Origin of the sequence: Streptomyces chlorus (assembly GCF_042655885.1) — a bacterium.
In the GTDB taxonomy this organism is placed as follows: Bacteria; Actinomycetota; Actinomycetes; order Streptomycetales; family Streptomycetaceae; genus Streptomyces; species Streptomyces chlorus.
In genome coordinates, this window is the sequence record NZ_JBHSOA010000025.1 from 211,143 (window position 1) to 227,532 (window position 16,390).

Consider the following 16,390-nt stretch of genomic DNA (forward strand, 5'->3'; position numbering starts at 1 on the left):
CGGCCATGGACCTCGAGACGTTCCGCAAGCTCGCCACCGACCGCCGGGTCATCCCGGTCACTCGCAAACTGCTCGCCGACGGCGACACCCCGGTCGCGCTCTACCGCAAGCTCGCCGCGGACCGCCCCGGCACCTTTCTGCTCGAGTCCGCCGACGGGGGCACCGCCCACGCGTTCAGCAGTGGGGGAGGGCGTTCCTGGTCCCGCTACTCCTTCGTCGGCGTCCGCAGCGCCGCCACCCTCACCGAGCAGGGCGGGCAGACGCACTGGCAGGGCACCCCGCCCGTCGGTGTACCGGCCGACGGCGATCCGCTCGCCACGCTGCGCGCCACACTCGAAGCACTGCACACCCCGCGCGACCTCGCCCACGACCTCGGCCTGCCGCCCTTCACCGGCGGCATGGTCGGCTACCTCGGCTACGACATCGTGCGCCGGCTCGAGAAGATCGGCCCCGGCGGGCGGGACGATCTGCGCCTGCCCGAGCTGACCATGCTGCTCACCAGCGACCTCGCCGTGATGGACCACTGGGAGGGCTCCGTCTGGCTGATCGCCAACGCGATCAACCACAACGACCTGGAGACCGGCGTCGACGAGGCCCACGCCGACGCCGTGGCCCGCCTCGACGCCATGGAGGCCGACCTCACCCGCGCGGTGGCCCAGCCCCCGGCCGTCCTCCCGCCCTCCGAACTCCCCGACCACACCGCCCTGTGGGGCGGCCCCGACTTCCGGGCCGCCGTCGAGGACATCAAGGAACGCATCCGCGCGGGAGAGGCCTTCCAGGTCGTCCCCTCCCAGCGGTTCGAGACCCCGGTCACGGCGAGCGCCCTGGACGTCTACCGGGTGCTGCGGGCCACCAACCCGTCGCCCTACATGTACCTGTTCCGCTTCGACGACTTCGACGTCGTCGGATCGTCCCCCGAAGCACTCGTGAAGGTCGACGACGGGCAGGCGATGGTCCACCCCATCGCCGGCACCCGGCCGCGCGGCGCCACCCCACAGCAGGACCAGGCCCTCGCCGAGGAACTGCTCGCCGACCCCAAGGAGCGCGCCGAGCACCTCATGCTCGTCGACCTGGGCCGCAACGACCTCGGGCGGGTCTGCGAGCCCGGCTCCGTCGAGGTCGTCGACTTCATGTCCGTCGAGCGGTACTCGCACGTCATGCACATCGTCTCGACGGTCACCGGCCGGGTCGCGCCCGGCCACTCCGCCTTCGACGTGCTCACCGCCTGCTTCCCGGCCGGCACCCTCTCCGGCGCGCCCAAGCCCCGTGCCATGCAGATCATCGACGAACTCGAGCCGTCCCGGCGCGGACTGTACGGCGGCTGCGTCGGCTACCTGGACTTCGCCGGTGACTCCGACACCGCCATCGCCATCCGCACCGCGCTGCTGCGCGACGGCACCGCGTACGTCCAGGCGGGCGCCGGAATCGTGGCCGACTCCGACCCGGTCGCCGAGGACACCGAGTGCCGCAACAAGGCGGCCGCCGTGCTGCGCGCCGTCCACATGGCGAACCGGCTGGGCACGGTGTGACACCCACCCGGGGCCGTGGGGGACGTGCCCGGAGCCGTGTGAGATACGACCGGCACGAGCCCCGGGTGACCGCTCGCGCGTGGTTCACGCGATAGTGGAGTACGTGACTGCCGTACCTCACCCCCGTTCCGAGGCCGCCGGCTCCGCCCGGACCGGCCGCCTCAGCCTCGCCGTCGCCCTGCTGTGCGGTGCCCTGGGCGCGGCCGTGGCCCTGCTCGCCACCCGGCAGCAGTGGTCCCAGGGCACCGCGACCGTGGCCGGCGGCTCCTTCCCCCTGACCGCGAACGGCAGCGACGTCACCGGCGTCCCCGCCGCCCTCGCCGTGGTGGGCCTGGCCGCGCTCGTCGCCGTCTTCGCCGTCCGCCGGGCCGGCCGGTTCGCCGTCGCCGCCCTGCTCGCCCTGTCCGGGGCGGGCACCGTCGCGGCCGCCCTGCTCGGCGCCTCCGACAGCTCCGCGCTCGACGACAAGGCCGCCGAGGTCTCCGGCGACACGTCGGCCGCCGTGGCAGCCCTCAGTCACACGGCCTGGCCCTACGTCGCGGCCGTGGGCGGCCTGCTGCTCCTGCTGGCCGGCGCGCTCGCCCTGCGCTACGGCAGGCTGTGGCCCGCGATGTCCGGCCGCTACGAGCGCGGCGGCGCCCCGCGACCACGCCGTTCGGCCGCCGCCGGCGATCCCGACCGGCCGGAGGAGCTGTGGAAGGCCCTCGACCGCGGCGAGGACCCGACCGGAGCCTGAACCACCGGACCGCCGTCCCCCCTTTGTCGAGCTTTGTCGAGCAGCCGGCGAGGGGCGTTCGCCGCACGGAGGAGTACCCCCGATCACGGCGCACGCGCGGGTGCGGGACAATCGATCCGAGCGTCCTGCTCAGACACGTACACAGCACTGAGGAGCAAGCAATGGCGGGCAGCAGCCACGGTCACACCCCGGCCGCCTGGACCGGTGTCATCATCTCGTTCATCGGTTTCTGCGTCTCGAGCATGTTCATGGTGGCGGACTCGCCGGTGGGTTTCTGGGCCGGCATGGGCGTCGTGCTGCTCGGCGGTGTCGTCGGCGGAATCATGAGCAAGATGGGCATGGGCCAGAAGCCGCACTTCCACCCCCTCAACCCGCCGGCCGCGGACCGCAAGGCAGTCCGCGCCGAGGGCTGATCCCGGGAGCACTCCGGACAGGGGCGGCCGGCACACGGGTGCCGGAACCGCCCCTGACGCGCGAGCGCGGGGCACAATCGCCCTGTGAACGCCGTCAGCCACAGCGTGCCCCGCGGCATTGCCGCCCGACTGGCCCTTCCCGCCGGAGCGCTTGCCGCCGTCGCCGGAGCCTTCGTCTACGTCGGGGCGGTGGACCCCAACGAGCCCGGCCACTACCCCGCCTGCCCGCTGCTGCGCCTCACCGGCCTGTACTGCCCCGGCTGCGGCGGACTGCGCAGCGCGCACGCCGTCGCCCACGGCGACCTCCTGGCCGCCCTCCAGGCCAACGCGCCCGCCGTCCTCGGTTACGCGGCCTTCGCCGTCCTCTGGACCGTATGGGTGGTCCGCGCGGTGCGCGGAAAACCCCTGCGCATCGACCCCCAACCGGTGCTCCTGTGGTCCCTGGGGGCGTTCGTCCTGGTCTTCACGGTTGTCCGGAACCTGCCGTTCGGTGGCTGGCTACATCCTTGATCACATGACGAATGTCCAGGTAGTGGGACCGGCGTCAACCGGATGTGAGACGTACCCCCTACTGCGGATATCATCGGAGTGACCACCGGTTTCGTCCGGCGGCCCGGCCGCAAGGACGGGCAACGCCCCTGGGACGGAATCGAACGCACTGAAGACGGACCGTCTGGAAGGGGGCCCCTCGCGTGAGTGTGCTCGACGAGATCATCGACGGAGTCCGTGCCGACCTCGCGGAGCGCCAGGCACGGGTCAGCCTCGACGAGCTCAAGGAGCGCGTGGCGAAGGCTCCCGCGGCCAAGGACGGCGCGGCCGCCCTGCGCGGCGAAGGTGTCAAGGTGATCTGCGAGGTCAAGCGCTCCAGCCCGTCCAAGGGCGCGCTCGCCGCGATCGCCGACCCGGCCGGACTCGCCGCCGACTACGAGGCGGGCGGCGCGGCCGTCATCTCCGTCCTCACCGAGCAGCGCCGCTTCGGCGGCTCGCTCGCCGACCTGGAGGCGGTTCGCGCGCGGGTGGACATCCCCGTCCTGCGCAAGGACTTCATCGTCACCTCGTACCAGCTCTGGGAGGCCCGGGCGCACGGCGCCGACCTCGCGCTGCTCATCGTCGCCGCCCTCGACCAGCCGGCCCTGGAGTCGCTGATCGAGCGCGCCGAGTCCATCGGGCTCACCCCGCTCGTCGAGGTGCACGACGAGGACGAGGTCGAGCGCGCGGTCGACGCCGGCGCCAAGGTCATCGGGGTCAACGCGCGCAACCTCAAGTCCCTCGAGGTCGACCGCGGCACCTTCGAGCGGGTCGCCCCCGAGATCCCGGACCACCTCGTCAAGGTCGCCGAGTCCGGCGTCCGCGGCCCGCACGACCTCATCGCCTACGCCAACGCCGGCGCCGACGCCGTCCTGGTCGGAGAGTCCCTGGTCACCGGCCGCGACCCGAAGACCGCGGTCGCCGACCTGGTGGCGGCCGGTGAGCACCCTGCCCTGCGCCACGGGCGCGGCTGAGCCCCGCTAGGCTGGCACCGATGACCCTCCCGATCACCCTGACGACCAGGGACCCGTACGCGCGCCTCGCTCGCGGCTGCCGCCCGCGAGGCTGCCGGGCCCCTGCTCGCCGTGTGCTCGGCCGCAGAGTGCGTTACCACATCGGTGACGAGCCCGGCCAGGTCAACGGACTGCGATGGCACCGCCCCTGACAAGGGGCGCGGGGCTGTGCCGACAGGCCGCTCGGCCGCGTCGGCGCGACCAGCCGCACTCGGCCTGAAGCCGGTCGGCGCACCCTGCCCCCACGGCGCAACGTGTCCGCACACTCACCGTGAGGTTTCCGCATGCCCAGCCAGTTCTTCATTCCCGATCCCGAGGGCCGGGTCCCCAGCACCGAGGGCTACTTCGGCGCGTTCGGCGGCAAGTTCATCCCGGAGGCGCTCGTCGCCGCCGTGGACGAGGTCGCCGTCGAGTACGACAAGGCCAAGACAGACCCCGAGTTCGCCCGCGAACTCGACGACCTGATGGTCAACTACACCGGCCGCCCGAGCGCCCTCACCGAGGTGCCCCGGTTCGCCGAACACGCCGGCGGTGCCCGGGTCTTCCTCAAGCGCGAGGACCTCAACCACACCGGCTCCCACAAGATCAACAACGTGCTCGGCCAGGCCCTGCTCACCCGGCGCATGGGCAAGACCCGGGTCATCGCCGAGACCGGCGCCGGCCAGCACGGCGTCGCCACCGCCACCGCCTGCGCCCTGTTCGGCCTCGACTGCACCATCTACATGGGCGAGATCGACACCGAGCGCCAGGCCCTCAACGTGGCCCGGATGCGCATGCTCGGCGCCGAGGTCATCGCCGTGAAGTCCGGCAGCCGCACCCTCAAGGACGCCATCAACGAGGCGTTCCGCGACTGGGTCGCCAACGTCGACCGCACGCACTACCTCTTCGGCACCGTCGCCGGACCCCACCCTTTCCCCGGCATGGTCCGCGACTTCCACCGCGTTATCGGCGTCGAGACCCGCCGCCAGCTGCTGGAGCGGGCCGGACGGCTGCCCGACGCCGCGATCGCCTGCGTCGGCGGCGGCTCCAACGCCATCGGCCTCTTCCACGCCTTCATCCCGGACACCTCGGTCCGGCTCATCGGCTGCGAACCCGCCGGACACGGCATCGAGAGCGGCGAGCACGCGGCCACCCTCACCGCGGGCGAGCCCGGCATCCTGCACGGCTCGCGTTCCTACGTCCTCCAGGACGACGAGGGCCAGATCACCGAGCCGTACTCCATCTCGGCGGGGCTCGACTACCCGGGCATCGGCCCCGAGCACGCCTACCTCAAGGACTCCGGCCGCGGCGAGTACCGCGCGGTCACCGACGACGCCGCCATGCAGGCCCTGCGGCTGCTGTCGCGCACCGAGGGCATCATCCCGGCCATCGAGAGCGCCCACGCGCTGGCCGGCGCCCTGGAGGTCGGCCGGGAACTGGGCAAGGACGGGCTGATCGTCGTCAACCTGTCCGGCCGGGGCGACAAGGACATGGACACCGCCGCCCGCTACTTCGGCCTGTACGACACCGATATCACCGACAGGACCGTCGCGGCCGACGCGGGCACCGACACCGCCGAGATCGAGGGGGACGCCAAGTGAGCGGGAACGTGAAGCTGCTGAACGACACCCTCGCCACGGCGAAGTCCGAGGGCCGCGCCGCGCTGATCGCCTACCTCCCGGCCGGGTTCCCGACCGTCGACGGAGGCATCGACGCCGTGAAGGCCGTCATCGACGGCGGCGCCGACGTCGTGGAGGTGGGCCTGCCGCACAGCGACCCCGTCCTCGACGGGCCCGTCATCCAGACCGCCGACGACATCGCCCTGCGCGGCGGCGTGCGGATCGCCGACGTGCTGCGCACGGTCCGGGAGGCCCACCGGGCCACCGGGAAGCCGATCCTCGTCATGACGTACTGGAACCCCATCGACCGCTACGGCGTCGAGCGGTTCACCGCCGAACTCGCCGAGGCGGGCGGCGCCGGCTGCATCCTGCCCGACCTGCCCGTCCAGGAGTCGGCGCTGTGGCGGGAGCACGCCGACAAGCACGGTCTCGCCACCGTCTTCGTCGTCGCGCCCAGCAGTAAGGACGAGCGGCTCGCCGAGATCACCGCGGCGGGCAGCGGCTTCGTCTACGCGGCCTCCCTCATGGGCGTCACCGGCACCCGTCAGTCGGTCGGCGCGCAGGCCGAGAACCTCGTGGCACGCGCCCGCGCGAGCCGTGGCGACCTGCCGGTGTGCGTCGGGATCGGCGTCTCCGACGCCGCCCAGGCCGCCGAGGTCGCCCGCTTCGCCGACGGCGTGATCGTCGGATCGGCGTTCGTCAAGCGGCTGCTGGACGCCCCCGACCCGGCCGCGGGCCTCCAGGCCGTGCGGGCGCTCGCGGGCGAACTGGCCAAGGGCGTACGCGGCCGGTCCTGACGGCGTGCGGGGCCGGTGACGGCGTGGGTGGCCGAGCCCGGCCGCGCCGGATCCAGGACGGCGGCGCTGGTGCCCCGTCGTCGGCAGACGCTCCGTAGTTAGTCATACGGGTCCCTCGTACGGGTGGACCTGGGGCCGGGGAGGCGCGTTGCGCCTCCCCGGTTCGTTCTGCGGGGTGTGAGCGAGAAGAACCGTGAGGGAAAGCGCACCGCCCGTGAGCGGCTGGCGGACGAGCGTGAGAAGCAGAAAGCGGCGGACAGGCGGCGCCGCACCCTGATCGTGGGTGCGAGCGTGGTCTGTGTCCTGGCGCTCGCGGCGGTGATCGGCATCGTCGCCGCCAATGCGGGCAAGGACGACGGGAGCAAGAAGGCGGGCCCGGTGGTGGCGCCCTCGGGGGCGCTCGGCAAGGACGGCCTCGCCATCCCGGTCGGCAAGGAGAGTGCCAGGTCCACCCTCACCGTGTGGGAGGACTTCCGCTGCCCCGCCTGCAAGTCCTTCGAGCTGGCGTACCGGCCGACCCTCCATGAGCTGACCAAGTCCGGCCAGTTGAAGATCGAGTACCACCTCGTCACGCTGATCGACGGGAACCTGGGCGGCACCGGCTCCCGCAACTCCGCCAACGCGGCGGCCTGTGCCCAGGACGTCGGCAAGTTCGCCGAGTACCACGACGTGCTGTTCGACAACCAGCCCCCGGAGAGGGACGACGCCTTCGCCGACAACGCCAAGCTCATCGAGCTGGCCAGCAAGGTCGGGGGCCTCGACACCCCCGCCTTCCGCGGCTGCGTGGAGGACGGCACGCACAACAGCTGGGTCGCGAAGTCCAACGAGGCCTTCCAGAAGGGCCGCTTCTCCGGCACACCGACCGTCCTGCTCGGCGACAAGAACATCTACCAGGACCGGACGATGACCCCGGCGAAGCTCAAGAAGATGGTGGAGGAGGCCAATCAGCAGTAGGGATGCGAGCCTTCCCGTTATGGACCCGTAGCCGGGCCGCCCACCGTGGGACCGGTCCGGCGCGGTAGCGTCGACCCTGCCATGGAACTTGCCTACATTCCCAGCCCGTCGAGCGGGGTGCTGTACCTCGGCCCCGTTCCGCTCCGCGGCTATGCCTTCAGTATCCTCGCCGGCCTCTTCGTCGCCCTCTGGATCGTCGACCGCCGGTGGGTGGCGCGCGGCGGCCAGAAGGGAACCGCCTGGGACATCGCGTTCTGGGCCGTCCCGTTCGGCCTGATCGGTGGCCGCCTCTACCACGTGATCACCGATTACCAGCTCTACTTCGGTGAGGGCCGCAACTGGGTCGACGCCTTCAAGATCTGGGAGGGTGGCCTCGGTATCTGGGGCGCCGTCGCGCTGGGCGCGGTGGGTGCCTGGATCGGCTGCCGGCGCCGGGGCATCGCCCTTCCGCCGTATGCCGATGCCCTGGCCCCCGCTCTGGCGCTGGCGCAGGCGATCGGACGCTGGGGCAACTGGTTCAACCAGGAACTGTACGGGCGGGAGACGGACCTTCCGTGGGCCCTGCACATCACGTCCACGGCGGGCGGCCGGGTACCGGGGTACTACCACCCGACGTTCCTGTACGAGTCGCTGTGGTGCGTGGGCGTCGCCCTGCTGGTCATCTGGGCGGACCGCCGCTTCAAGCTCGGGCACGGGCGGGCGTTCGCGCTGTACGTCGCCGCGTACTGCGCGGGCCGGTTCTGGATCGAGTACATGCGCGTCGACGAGGCCCGCGAGATCCTGGGCCTGCGGCTGAACAACTGGACCGCGATGATCGTGTTCGTGCTCGCGATCGTGTACTTCGTGGCGTCGGCGAAGCTGCGTCCGGGACGCGAGACCGTGGTGGAACCGGGCGCGGCTGCCGCCAGCGGTGCGGCAGGTGGAGCGACAGACGGTTCCGCCGGGGGCGACGACGCCCCGGGCGAGGCCGGGAGCGGTTCCGGGTCCGAGGCGGCCGAGCCGGAGACCGCCGGCAAGGACGACAAGGCGGACCCGCCGGAGGCGAAGGAAGAAGCCGGGCCGAAGAAGCCGGACGCCGGGTCGAAGGCTGACGCGAGCCCGAAGGAGAACGACGGCACGGCGGACAAGGACGCCACCGAGCCGGGTGACGCGAAGGCCGAGGACGTCAAGACGGAGACGGCCCGGGCGGATTCCGAGGACGCGGACTCCGGGACGGCGGACTCCGGGGACGTGCGATCCAAGGACGAGGCCGGGTCGGCGAAGAAGAGCTGACGGTCCGCCGGTCCGCCGCTGACCGGCGGCCCGTTGTACGGGAACGACGCCGTGGGGCGCCCGGGATCTCCGGGCGCCCCACGGGCGTGTGCGTGGGGCCTGGGGTCTTTCGTGTGGATCGGACCGGAGTGGGGTCCGGTGCCGTGCCCCGCAAGGCGGAGGAGGGAGCCGTTGAGGTCTCCCCTGCTCATGGGGTCTCCCCCGCTCGAGCGAAGCCGAGCGGGGGAGAGAAGTCGAGAGCTTGGGGAAAGAGCCCCGGGGACCGACGGCAACGCGGCGGGGTGCGGTGCCGGACCCCGCGAGCCCGGCCCGATCCACACGAGAGGCCCTAGGTGCGGCGGGCCAGGGACAGGACCCGCTGGGCGGCCGTCACCACCGCCGCGTCGATGAAGCGGCCGTCGGGAAGTGCCTGGGCGCCCTGCTCGCCGGCCGCCGCCTTGACGACCGTCTCCGCCTGCTCGATCTCCTTCTCCGTGGGCAGATAGGCGCGCTCGATGACCGGCAGCTGACGCGGGTGGATGGCGGCGCGGCCCAGGAAACCCAGGGTGCGGCCACGGACGCAGGAGACGAGGAGACCGTCCAGGTCGCGGATGTCCGGATGGACGGACTGGGTGGGCGGGGCCAGCCCCGCCGCCCGCGCGGCGACGACCACGCGGGAGCGGGACCAGTCGAGGCCCGCGTCGTCGCGTACGCCCAGATCGGTCCGTAGGTCCTCCTCGCCGATCGAGATACCGCGCAGGGACGGGTGGGCGGTGGCCACGTCGTGCGCCCGCTCGATGCCGACGGCCGTCTCCAGCAGCGCGTACAGACCGAGCGCGCCGCCGTGGGCGGACACGGCCCGCCGGGCGACCCGGACGACGTCGGCGGGCGAGGACACCTTGGGCAGCCGCAGGCCGGACAGGCCCGCCAGGCCCCCGGCGGGGGCGACGGCGGCGAGGTCGGCCTCGCCCCAGGGGCCGGTCAGGGCATTGACGCGGACGTGGACCGGGACCGGCTGCGGGTCGCACAGCAGCTCGGCGGAGGCGGCACGGGCGTACGCCTTGCGGTCGGGAGCGACGGCGTCCTCCAGGTCGATCACCACCACGTCGGCCCCGGAGATGAGCGCCTTCGCCACCACACGCGGCCGGTCGCCCGGCGCGTACAGCCAGGTCAGCGGGGATGCCCCCGTCACAGTGCGCCTTCCGCGCGCAGGGCCGTCAGCTCGGCCGGGGTGAGGCCCAGTTCGGTCAGGACCTCGTTGGTGTCGGCGCCGTGCGGGCGGCCCGCCCAGCGGATCGCGCCGGGAGTGTGGGAGAGCCGGAAGAGAACGTTCTGCATGCGCAGCGGGCCCAGCTCGGGGTCGTCGACCGTGGTGATGGTGTTCAGGGCCTGGTACTGCGGGTCGGCCATCACGTCCCGTACGTCCTGGACGGGCGCCACCGCGGCCTCGGCCTTCTCGAAGGCGGCGAGCACGTCGGTACGGGTGCGGCAGGCGATCCAGCCGCCCACCGCCTCGTCCAGGACGTCCGCGTGCTGAGCGCGGCCGGCGCCGGTGGCGAACCACGGTTCGTCGATCAGCTCGGGCCGCCCCACCAGCCGCATCACCCGCTCGGCGACCGACTGGGCCGAGGTGGAGACGGCGACCCAGGTGCCGTCGGCGGTGAGGTAGGTGCCGCGCGGGGCGTTGTTCTGGGAGCGGTTGCCGGTGCGCGGCTGGACGTGGCCGAGCTGGTCGTACCAGGTCGGCTGGGGTCCGAGCGCGGTGAGGATCGGTTCGATGAGGGCCATGTCGACGACCTGGCCCTCGCCGGTGCGGTCCCGCCCGGCGAGTGCGGTCAGCACCGCGTACGCCGTGGTCAGGCCCGCGATGGAGTCGGCCAGGCCGAACGGCGGCAGCGTCGGGGGCGAGTCCGGCTCACCGGTGATGGCGGCGAAACCGCTCATCGCCTCGGCGAGCGTGCCGAAGCCGGGGCGATGCGCGTACGGGCCGAACTGGCCGAAGCCGGTGACTCGGACCAGGACGAGACGGGGGTTGGCGGCGGACAGTTCGGACCAGCCCAGGTCCCACTTCTCCAGGGTGCCGGGCCGGAAGTTCTCGATGATCACGTCGGCGGTCCCGGCGAGGCGCAGCAGGGTCGCCCGGCCGCCGCGGGTGGACAGGTCGAGGGTGATGGTCCGCTTGTTGCGGCCGAGCATCTTCCACCACAGCCCCACGCCGTTCTTCGACGGGCCGTGGCCGCGGGAGGGGTCGGGCTTCCTCGGGTGCTCGACCTTGACGACCTCCGCGCCGAAGTCGCCGAGCAGGGTCGCGGCGAGGGGTCCGGCGAAGAGAGTGGCGAGGTCCAGGACACGCAGGCCGGACAGCGGGGGCGGGGGCGGGGGCGGGGGAGCGGAGGGGACGGGGGAGTGGGAGGTGGGTGTGGTGGGCCGGGTCATGGGCGGGAGGCCTCCAGACAGGTCAGACGGGCCAGGGTGTCGAAGCCGACGCCGTTGAAGTCGCCGACGGAGGTGGCCAGCCGGTTCTTCAACGGGGCTGTCCAGCGCTCGGGAAGCGCGGCGGGGGAACCGGCGAGCAGGGCGGTGATACCGCCGACCGTCGCGCCGTTCGAATCCGTGTCCCAGCCGCCGGACACGGCACGGCAGACGGCGCCGGTGAAATCGCCGTCCGCGTGGGTGAGGGCGGCGGCGATCAGGGCGGTGTTGGGGACGGCGTGCACCCAGTGGATCCCGGCGTGCAGGGTATGGAGCCGGTCGACGACGGTGACGAAGTCGTCGTGCTCGTCCGCCAGTTGGACGGCCTCGCGTACGGCGCGGGCGAGCCGGGAGCGGGGCGGTACGACGGTGAGGCCGGCGCGCAGGCAGGCGTGGACGTCCGGGCGGTCGCCACCTGCGCCCGCGCCTGCGGCGGTGGCGATGACGGCCGCACTGAACATCGCGGCGTGGACACCGCCTGCGGTGTGCGTGAGGACCGCGTCGCGGTGGGCCTGTTCGGCGGCGCCCGCCGGATCTCCGGGGTGGGTCCAGCCGTGCACGTCGGCGCGGATCAGGGCGCCGATCCACTCGCGGAACGGATTGCGGTGGCGGGCGGTGCGCGGGGGCTCCAGGCCGTCGAGGAGGTTGCGGTAGGCGACGCGTTCGGCGGTGAAGGCACGGCCCGCCGGGAGTTCGTCCAGCCAGAGCCGGGCCACATCCGCGGTGGTGAAAGCCTTGCCGTACCGCTGGAGCAACAGCAGGTTGAGAAGTGGGTAGTCGAGGTCGTCGTCCTCGGGCATCCCGTCGATGTTCTCGGCGAGCGAGGTGGCCGCCGAGCGACGGTTCCAGGGGTACCGCGCGGCCAGCTCCTCGGGGACTCCGAGGGCGGTGAAGTAGCCGTTCAGAGGCCAGTTTCCGGTGGCCCGGGCGAGTTGGCGGATGCCGTCGAGGGCGAGCTTCTCCACCGGCTTGCCGAGCAGACAGCCGACGGCACGGCCGAGCCAGGCGGCTTCGAGGCGGTCGGCTTCGAGGTGGTCAGGGGCCGGGGGAGCGGCCTCGACGGGTGAAGGCCAGTGGGGGCAGAGGGACTTGATGGCGCCGAGGTCCGTCGGTTCATCGTCCGCCAGGCCGCTGGGCAGGTCGGCGAGTTCGTCCAGGAGGTCCCCGGCCAGCAGCCGGAGGTAGCGGGACACCGGTCGCGGGGAGGCGCCCGCGCGGGGCGGGGCCTCGGGGCCGCCCGCCGCGCGCCACCGGGCCGCGACGGCGGCGACGGCCGTGGCCGCCCGGCCGTCCTGGGCCGCCTGGCGCAGCTCGTGCCCGATCAGGTCCTCCGGCTGGACCCAGGTCAGTCGGAGCATTCCGGGCCCCCCAGCTCGGCGAACGCCCTTTCGTGCGCGCGGCGCCGGGACACGTCGCGCGCGAAGACCTCGCGGGCCACCTCCGTCAGCGCGGCCGCGGGTTCCAGGAGGTCGAGACGACTGGCCTCCGCCACGGTCTTCGCCCAGTCCTCGGGAACCGGCGAACCGAGGGCACCCGTCACAGCGCCGGCCATCGTGGCGATGGAGTCGCAGTCCCGGCCGTAGTTCACCGCGCCCAGCACCGCGTGCCGGAAGTCGCCGCCGGCCACCACCACCATGCCCAGCGCGACCGGGAGTTCCTCGATCGCGTGCAGCCGCGACGGACGGCGGGCACCCAGCGAGGGCGTGCGGTAGTCGGGGCCCACGGTGTCGTACGGGGTCACCGCCTCCCGCAGCGGGCGCAGCGCGGACTCGAAGTCCGTATGGCGGGACGCCACGTCGCAGACCCGCTCGATCGCCGTCCGTGTGCCGTCCTTCGCCAGGGACAGGCAGGCGGTGACGACCGAGTCCGGCGTCGCCCCCGGTGCGCACGCCGACGCCACGGCCGCGGCGAGAATGCCGGCCGCCTCCCGGCCGTACGACGACTGGTGGGCTCCCGCGACGTCCAGCGCCTCGGCGTAGGCGCCCGCCGGGTGGGCCGCGTTGACCAGGCCGACCGGGGCCATGTACATCGCGGCACCGCAGTTGACGATGTTGCCGACGCCCGCCTCGCGCGGGTCGACATGGCCGTAGTGGATCCGGGTCACCAGCCACTTCTCCGCGAGGAAGACCCGCTGCAACGGGAGCGCCTCCGCCTCCAGCTCCGGGATCCAGCGCGGCTGCGTCATCAGGTCCGGGACCAGGTGGTCGGCGACGGCGTGGGCGTCCAGATGGTTCCGGACCCGCGCGTACACCCGGACCAGGGCGTGCGTCATGAGGGTGTCGTCGGTGACGTGGCCGTCGCCCTTGTGGTACGGGGCGATCGGACGGGCGGTGCGCCAGGCATCGCCGTTCCAGGGGCCGACGACGCCGTGGACACGGCCGCCGTGGCGCTCGACGATCTGCTCGGGGGAGTACCCCTCGACGGGGCCGCCGAGCGCGTCGCCGACGGCGGCTCCCACCAGCGCGCCGGTGATCCGCTCGTCAAGGGAGGCACCCTGAACCTGCTTTTCATGCTCTTTGAGCGTCATGCCCGAATCATCCTCCGGGGGGAGGTGGTTGTGCGGCTTCCAGGAGTCCGGCGAGTTCCACCAGGTCGGTGCCGGTGAGCCGGGGGAGCGTGCAGCCGGAGAGGATGCGGCAGCTCTCCCGCCAGGACTCCGGGATCGCCGCGCCGCCGCCGAGCGCGCCGGTCAGCGCGCCGACGAGGGCGGGGGCCGAGTCCGCGACCCGGGACAGACAGGCCGCCGCGGGCACCGCCTCCACGATCCGGCCGTGCGAGGCGGTGGCCAGCGCGAGGGCCACGGGGACGGTCTCGGCGGCGGCGATGCCGTAGCTGTAGACGTGGTCGACGATCTGGTGCTCCAGGGGCGGTACGAGGGCGAAGGCGCCGTCGGCGTCCGCGGCGAGCCGCAGCGCGTGCCGGGCGTTGCGGCCGATCTCCGTCTCCTCGGGCAACTCGGCCACCGCGGCCGCCACGCATGCCTCGACGTCCGCGCCGGCCAGCGCGAGGGCGACGGCGGCGGCCATCGCGCGGGCGCCGTGCACCCCGTCGCCGTCCTGGGTGTAGCGGGCGTCGAACTCGGCGAGCGCGGCGGCGCCTTCGGGGTCGCCGGGGTGGGCCACGGCCAGGACACAGGCCCGTACGCAGGCCGCGTCATCGAAGTAGTGCGGGTTGTCGTGACCGGTGGCGGGCGGGCGCAGACCGGTGGCGAGATTGCCGAGTCCGGCTCGTACGGAGATGCGGGCGCGCAGGGGCAGGACGGCCGACTCGACCTCGGGCGCGCGTTCCGCTGCCGCGGCGACCTCGCCGGCCACGGCGTTCCAGGAGAGGTCGATGGCGGCCCGGGTGCGGCGTTCGCGGCTCAGGTCGCCGAGCGCGCCGTCGTCGCCGGCCCGCAGGACCGCCTCGGCGGCGAACACCGCCCACTCGGCGTCGTCGGAGGGGCCGAGGCGCAGGGGTTCCGGGGGTTGGTTGAGGGCGATGGGTACGGGGAGGGTGGTGATCGCGTTCTGCTCGGCGAAGGTGTCCAGCTCCCGGGTGAGGCGCCGGGTCCACTCGGGCATCCGGGCGGCACGGTGCCGGGCCGCGGGCCAGCCGGCGGCGTCTCCGGCGGCGAGGCCGAGGAGGAGGCCCTCGACGCGGGGTGCCTGCGGCGGCGGGGCGGGGGGTGCTGTCCTGGTCCGGTGGTCTCCGGAGGCCTCGACTTCGCCTTCGGCCTGGTGTTTCCCGTCCGCACCACTCGTGCGGGATGCGGATGCGGGACCGGGTGCGGGTGGCCCCGGTGGGACTGTCGCGCCGTCGGCGGCCTCGGGGTCGTCCTCGGGGTGGCGGGTATCGGAGGTGCGGGTTTCGTGATCGGGCGGGGGCGGCCTCGGCGGGGGGTTTTCGGTGGGGGGTGCGGATGGTGGTTCCGGTGGTGTGGATGTGGGTGTCGTTGCCGGCGGGGAGAGGGTCATGACGGGGTCTCCGTTGTGTCGGCGGCCGGTGTCGGGGTGAGCAGGTCCGCGATGTCCAGGACGTGGTGGCCCGCCATCGCCGGGAGGCAGCTGCCGCGGGCCGGGCCGATCGCGGCCGCCCAGGCCTCCGGGATCGCGGCGGCGCCCCGCGTCGCGCCCGCGAGGGCGCCCGCCACCGCCGCCGTGGTGTCCGCGTCGCGGCCCATGTTGACGGCCGTCAGCACCGTCTGTTCGAAGTCCCCGTCCGCCGCCGCGTACGCGCCGAAGGCGAGGGCGACGGCTTCGGGGGCCAGGTCGGTCCAGGGGTAGCCGCCGATCACGACCGCGGAGCGGACCGCGCGTTCGCCCCGGTGGGCGGCGGTGACGGCGCGGCGCAGGGAACGGGCGGTCCAGGAGTCCTCCGGCACCAGGGCCAGCGCGGTGGCCACGACGGTGACCACCGGTGCCCCGGCCATCGCCGCAGCCACGCCTGCCGCGACCGCCTGGCCTCCGTAGATGCCCTCGCCGTCGTGGCTGACCGAGCCGTCGATCGCTGCCAGCCGGGCCGCCTCGGCGGGACGGCCGGCCGCGAAGACGCCGTGCGGTGCCGCCCGCATCGCCAGCCCGTCGCTCCAGGCGTGGCGGTGCTGGGCGGAGACGGGGGCGGCCAGTCCCCGGCGGAGGTTCTCCAGGGTGCCGCGCTCGCTGAATCCGGCACCGCGCAACCGCCCCTCGGCGCGGTCCGCGATCCATTCGTGCCAGGCCGCCCCGACCTGCGCCGGGGTGAGCGCCGACCCGTGCCGGGCCAGTAGCAGGCCGGACAGGATCGCGTACTCGGTGTCGTCCGTGCCGGCGGGGTGCTCCGCCACGTATCCCGTGATGCGGCCCCACCGCGCGCGGATCTCGGAGGGTTTCAAGTTCTCGGCCGGGGCGCCCAGCGCGTCGCCGACGGCCAGGCCGAGCAGCGCGCCGCGTGCCCGTTCGCGGAGCCCGAGGGAGTCCCCGGGCGCCGGGGCCGAGGGGATGCAGGCGATCGATGCCATACGCGGCTCTCCTCTCAGGGGCGCCCCGAGAGGCGCGAAGCCCTTTGCGGAACTGTCCCCGATGTGAGGTCCGACACAGCCTCACAGGCCACGGTGTCACCCGGTCGACATCTGTGCGGGC

16 protein-coding genes are annotated in these 16,390 nt (G+C 73.5%); 10 read left to right on the forward strand and 6 right to left on the reverse strand.

Annotated elements, in window-relative coordinates; all coding sequences use genetic code 11:
* Nucleotides 1-5 precede the first annotated feature (5 nt).
* From ACFPZI_RS12510 to lgt, 10 genes are all read left to right on the forward strand, one after another.
* Complete coding sequence (locus tag ACFPZI_RS12510) at nucleotides 6-1,529, forward strand: anthranilate synthase component I (protein WP_381362256.1); 1,524 nt, start codon at nucleotides 6-8, stop codon at nucleotides 1,527-1,529.
* Nucleotides 1,530-1,623: 94 nt separating this feature from the next.
* Complete coding sequence (locus ACFPZI_RS12515; RefSeq protein WP_381362936.1) at nucleotides 1,624-2,265, forward strand: TIGR02234 family membrane protein; 642 nt, start codon at nucleotides 1,624-1,626, stop codon at nucleotides 2,263-2,265.
* Nucleotides 2,266-2,426: 161 nt separating this feature from the next.
* Nucleotides 2,427-2,678 (forward strand): HGxxPAAW family protein, encoded by a 252-nt coding sequence (locus tag ACFPZI_RS12520; protein ID WP_381362259.1) that lies wholly within the window; start codon nucleotides 2,427-2,429, stop codon nucleotides 2,676-2,678.
* 84 nt (nucleotides 2,679-2,762) lie between these two features.
* Nucleotides 2,763-3,188, forward strand: coding sequence for a DUF2752 domain-containing protein (locus ACFPZI_RS12525; protein ID WP_381362262.1), 426 nt, complete (start codon nucleotides 2,763-2,765; stop codon nucleotides 3,186-3,188).
* Nucleotides 3,189-3,370: 182 nt separating this feature from the next.
* Nucleotides 3,371-4,180, forward strand: coding sequence for an indole-3-glycerol phosphate synthase TrpC (gene trpC / locus ACFPZI_RS12530; protein ID WP_381362265.1), 810 nt, complete (start codon nucleotides 3,371-3,373; stop codon nucleotides 4,178-4,180).
* Between the two features lie 20 nt (nucleotides 4,181-4,200).
* Nucleotides 4,201-4,371 (forward strand): tryptophan biosynthesis modulator TrpM, encoded by a 171-nt coding sequence (trpM, locus tag ACFPZI_RS12535; RefSeq protein WP_381208855.1) that lies wholly within the window; start codon nucleotides 4,201-4,203, stop codon nucleotides 4,369-4,371.
* A gap of 132 nt (nucleotides 4,372-4,503) precedes the next feature.
* Nucleotides 4,504-5,799 carry a tryptophan synthase subunit beta gene (trpB, locus tag ACFPZI_RS12540; protein ID WP_381362268.1) on the forward strand — a complete coding sequence of 432 codons (1,296 nt, stop codon included), beginning with the start codon at nucleotides 4,504-4,506 and terminating at the stop codon, nucleotides 5,797-5,799.
* A complete protein-coding gene (gene trpA, locus ACFPZI_RS12545) occupies nucleotides 5,796-6,614 on the forward strand; it encodes a tryptophan synthase subunit alpha (protein ID WP_381362271.1) in 819 nt (272 codons plus the stop codon). The genes trpB and trpA overlap by 4 nt, the downstream gene beginning before the upstream one ends.
* A gap of 177 nt (nucleotides 6,615-6,791) precedes the next feature.
* A complete protein-coding gene (locus tag ACFPZI_RS12550) occupies nucleotides 6,792-7,568 on the forward strand; it encodes a thioredoxin domain-containing protein (protein ID WP_381362274.1) in 777 nt (258 codons plus the stop codon).
* Between the two features lie 81 nt (nucleotides 7,569-7,649).
* Nucleotides 7,650-8,840: a prolipoprotein diacylglyceryl transferase gene (gene lgt / locus ACFPZI_RS12555; RefSeq protein ID WP_465269180.1), complete on the forward strand. Its 1,191-nt coding sequence runs from the start codon at nucleotides 7,650-7,652 to the stop codon at nucleotides 8,838-8,840.
* A 328-nt stretch (nucleotides 8,841-9,168) separates the two neighbouring features.
* On the opposite strand, the gene ACFPZI_RS12560 is transcribed toward lgt, so the two are convergent.
* Genes ACFPZI_RS12560 through ACFPZI_RS12585 form a run of 6 tightly spaced genes read right to left on the reverse strand, consistent with a single transcriptional unit; the run spans nucleotide 9,169 to nucleotide 16,269 of the window.
* Nucleotides 9,169-10,011 (reverse strand): HpcH/HpaI aldolase/citrate lyase family protein, encoded by an 843-nt coding sequence (locus ACFPZI_RS12560; protein WP_381362277.1) that lies wholly within the window; start codon nucleotides 10,009-10,011, stop codon nucleotides 9,169-9,171.
* The gene (locus ACFPZI_RS12565) at nucleotides 10,008-11,255 is read right to left on the reverse strand and encodes a CaiB/BaiF CoA transferase family protein (protein WP_381362280.1); all 1,248 of its coding nucleotides are present in this window, start codon (nucleotides 11,253-11,255) and stop codon (nucleotides 10,008-10,010) included. Before ACFPZI_RS12565 ends, ACFPZI_RS12560 begins: the two co-directional genes overlap by 4 nt.
* Entirely contained in the window at nucleotides 11,252-12,649 is a 1,398-nt protein-coding gene (locus ACFPZI_RS12570; RefSeq protein ID WP_381362283.1) for an ADP-ribosylglycohydrolase family protein, read from the reverse strand. Before ACFPZI_RS12570 ends, ACFPZI_RS12565 begins: the two co-directional genes overlap by 4 nt.
* Nucleotides 12,637-13,818 carry an ADP-ribosylglycohydrolase family protein gene (locus tag ACFPZI_RS12575; protein WP_381362285.1) on the reverse strand — a complete coding sequence of 394 codons (1,182 nt, stop codon included), beginning with the start codon at nucleotides 13,816-13,818 and terminating at the stop codon, nucleotides 12,637-12,639. The genes ACFPZI_RS12570 and ACFPZI_RS12575 overlap by 13 nt, the downstream gene beginning before the upstream one ends.
* A 7-nt stretch (nucleotides 13,819-13,825) precedes the next feature.
* Complete coding sequence (locus tag ACFPZI_RS12580; protein ID WP_381362288.1) at nucleotides 13,826-15,247, reverse strand: ADP-ribosylglycohydrolase family protein; 1,422 nt, start codon at nucleotides 15,245-15,247, stop codon at nucleotides 13,826-13,828.
* The gene (locus ACFPZI_RS12585) at nucleotides 15,244-16,269 is read right to left on the reverse strand and encodes an ADP-ribosylglycohydrolase family protein (RefSeq protein ID WP_381362291.1); all 1,026 of its coding nucleotides are present in this window, start codon (nucleotides 16,267-16,269) and stop codon (nucleotides 15,244-15,246) included. The genes ACFPZI_RS12580 and ACFPZI_RS12585 overlap by 4 nt, the downstream gene beginning before the upstream one ends.
* Nucleotides 16,270-16,390: the final 121 nt, after the last annotated feature.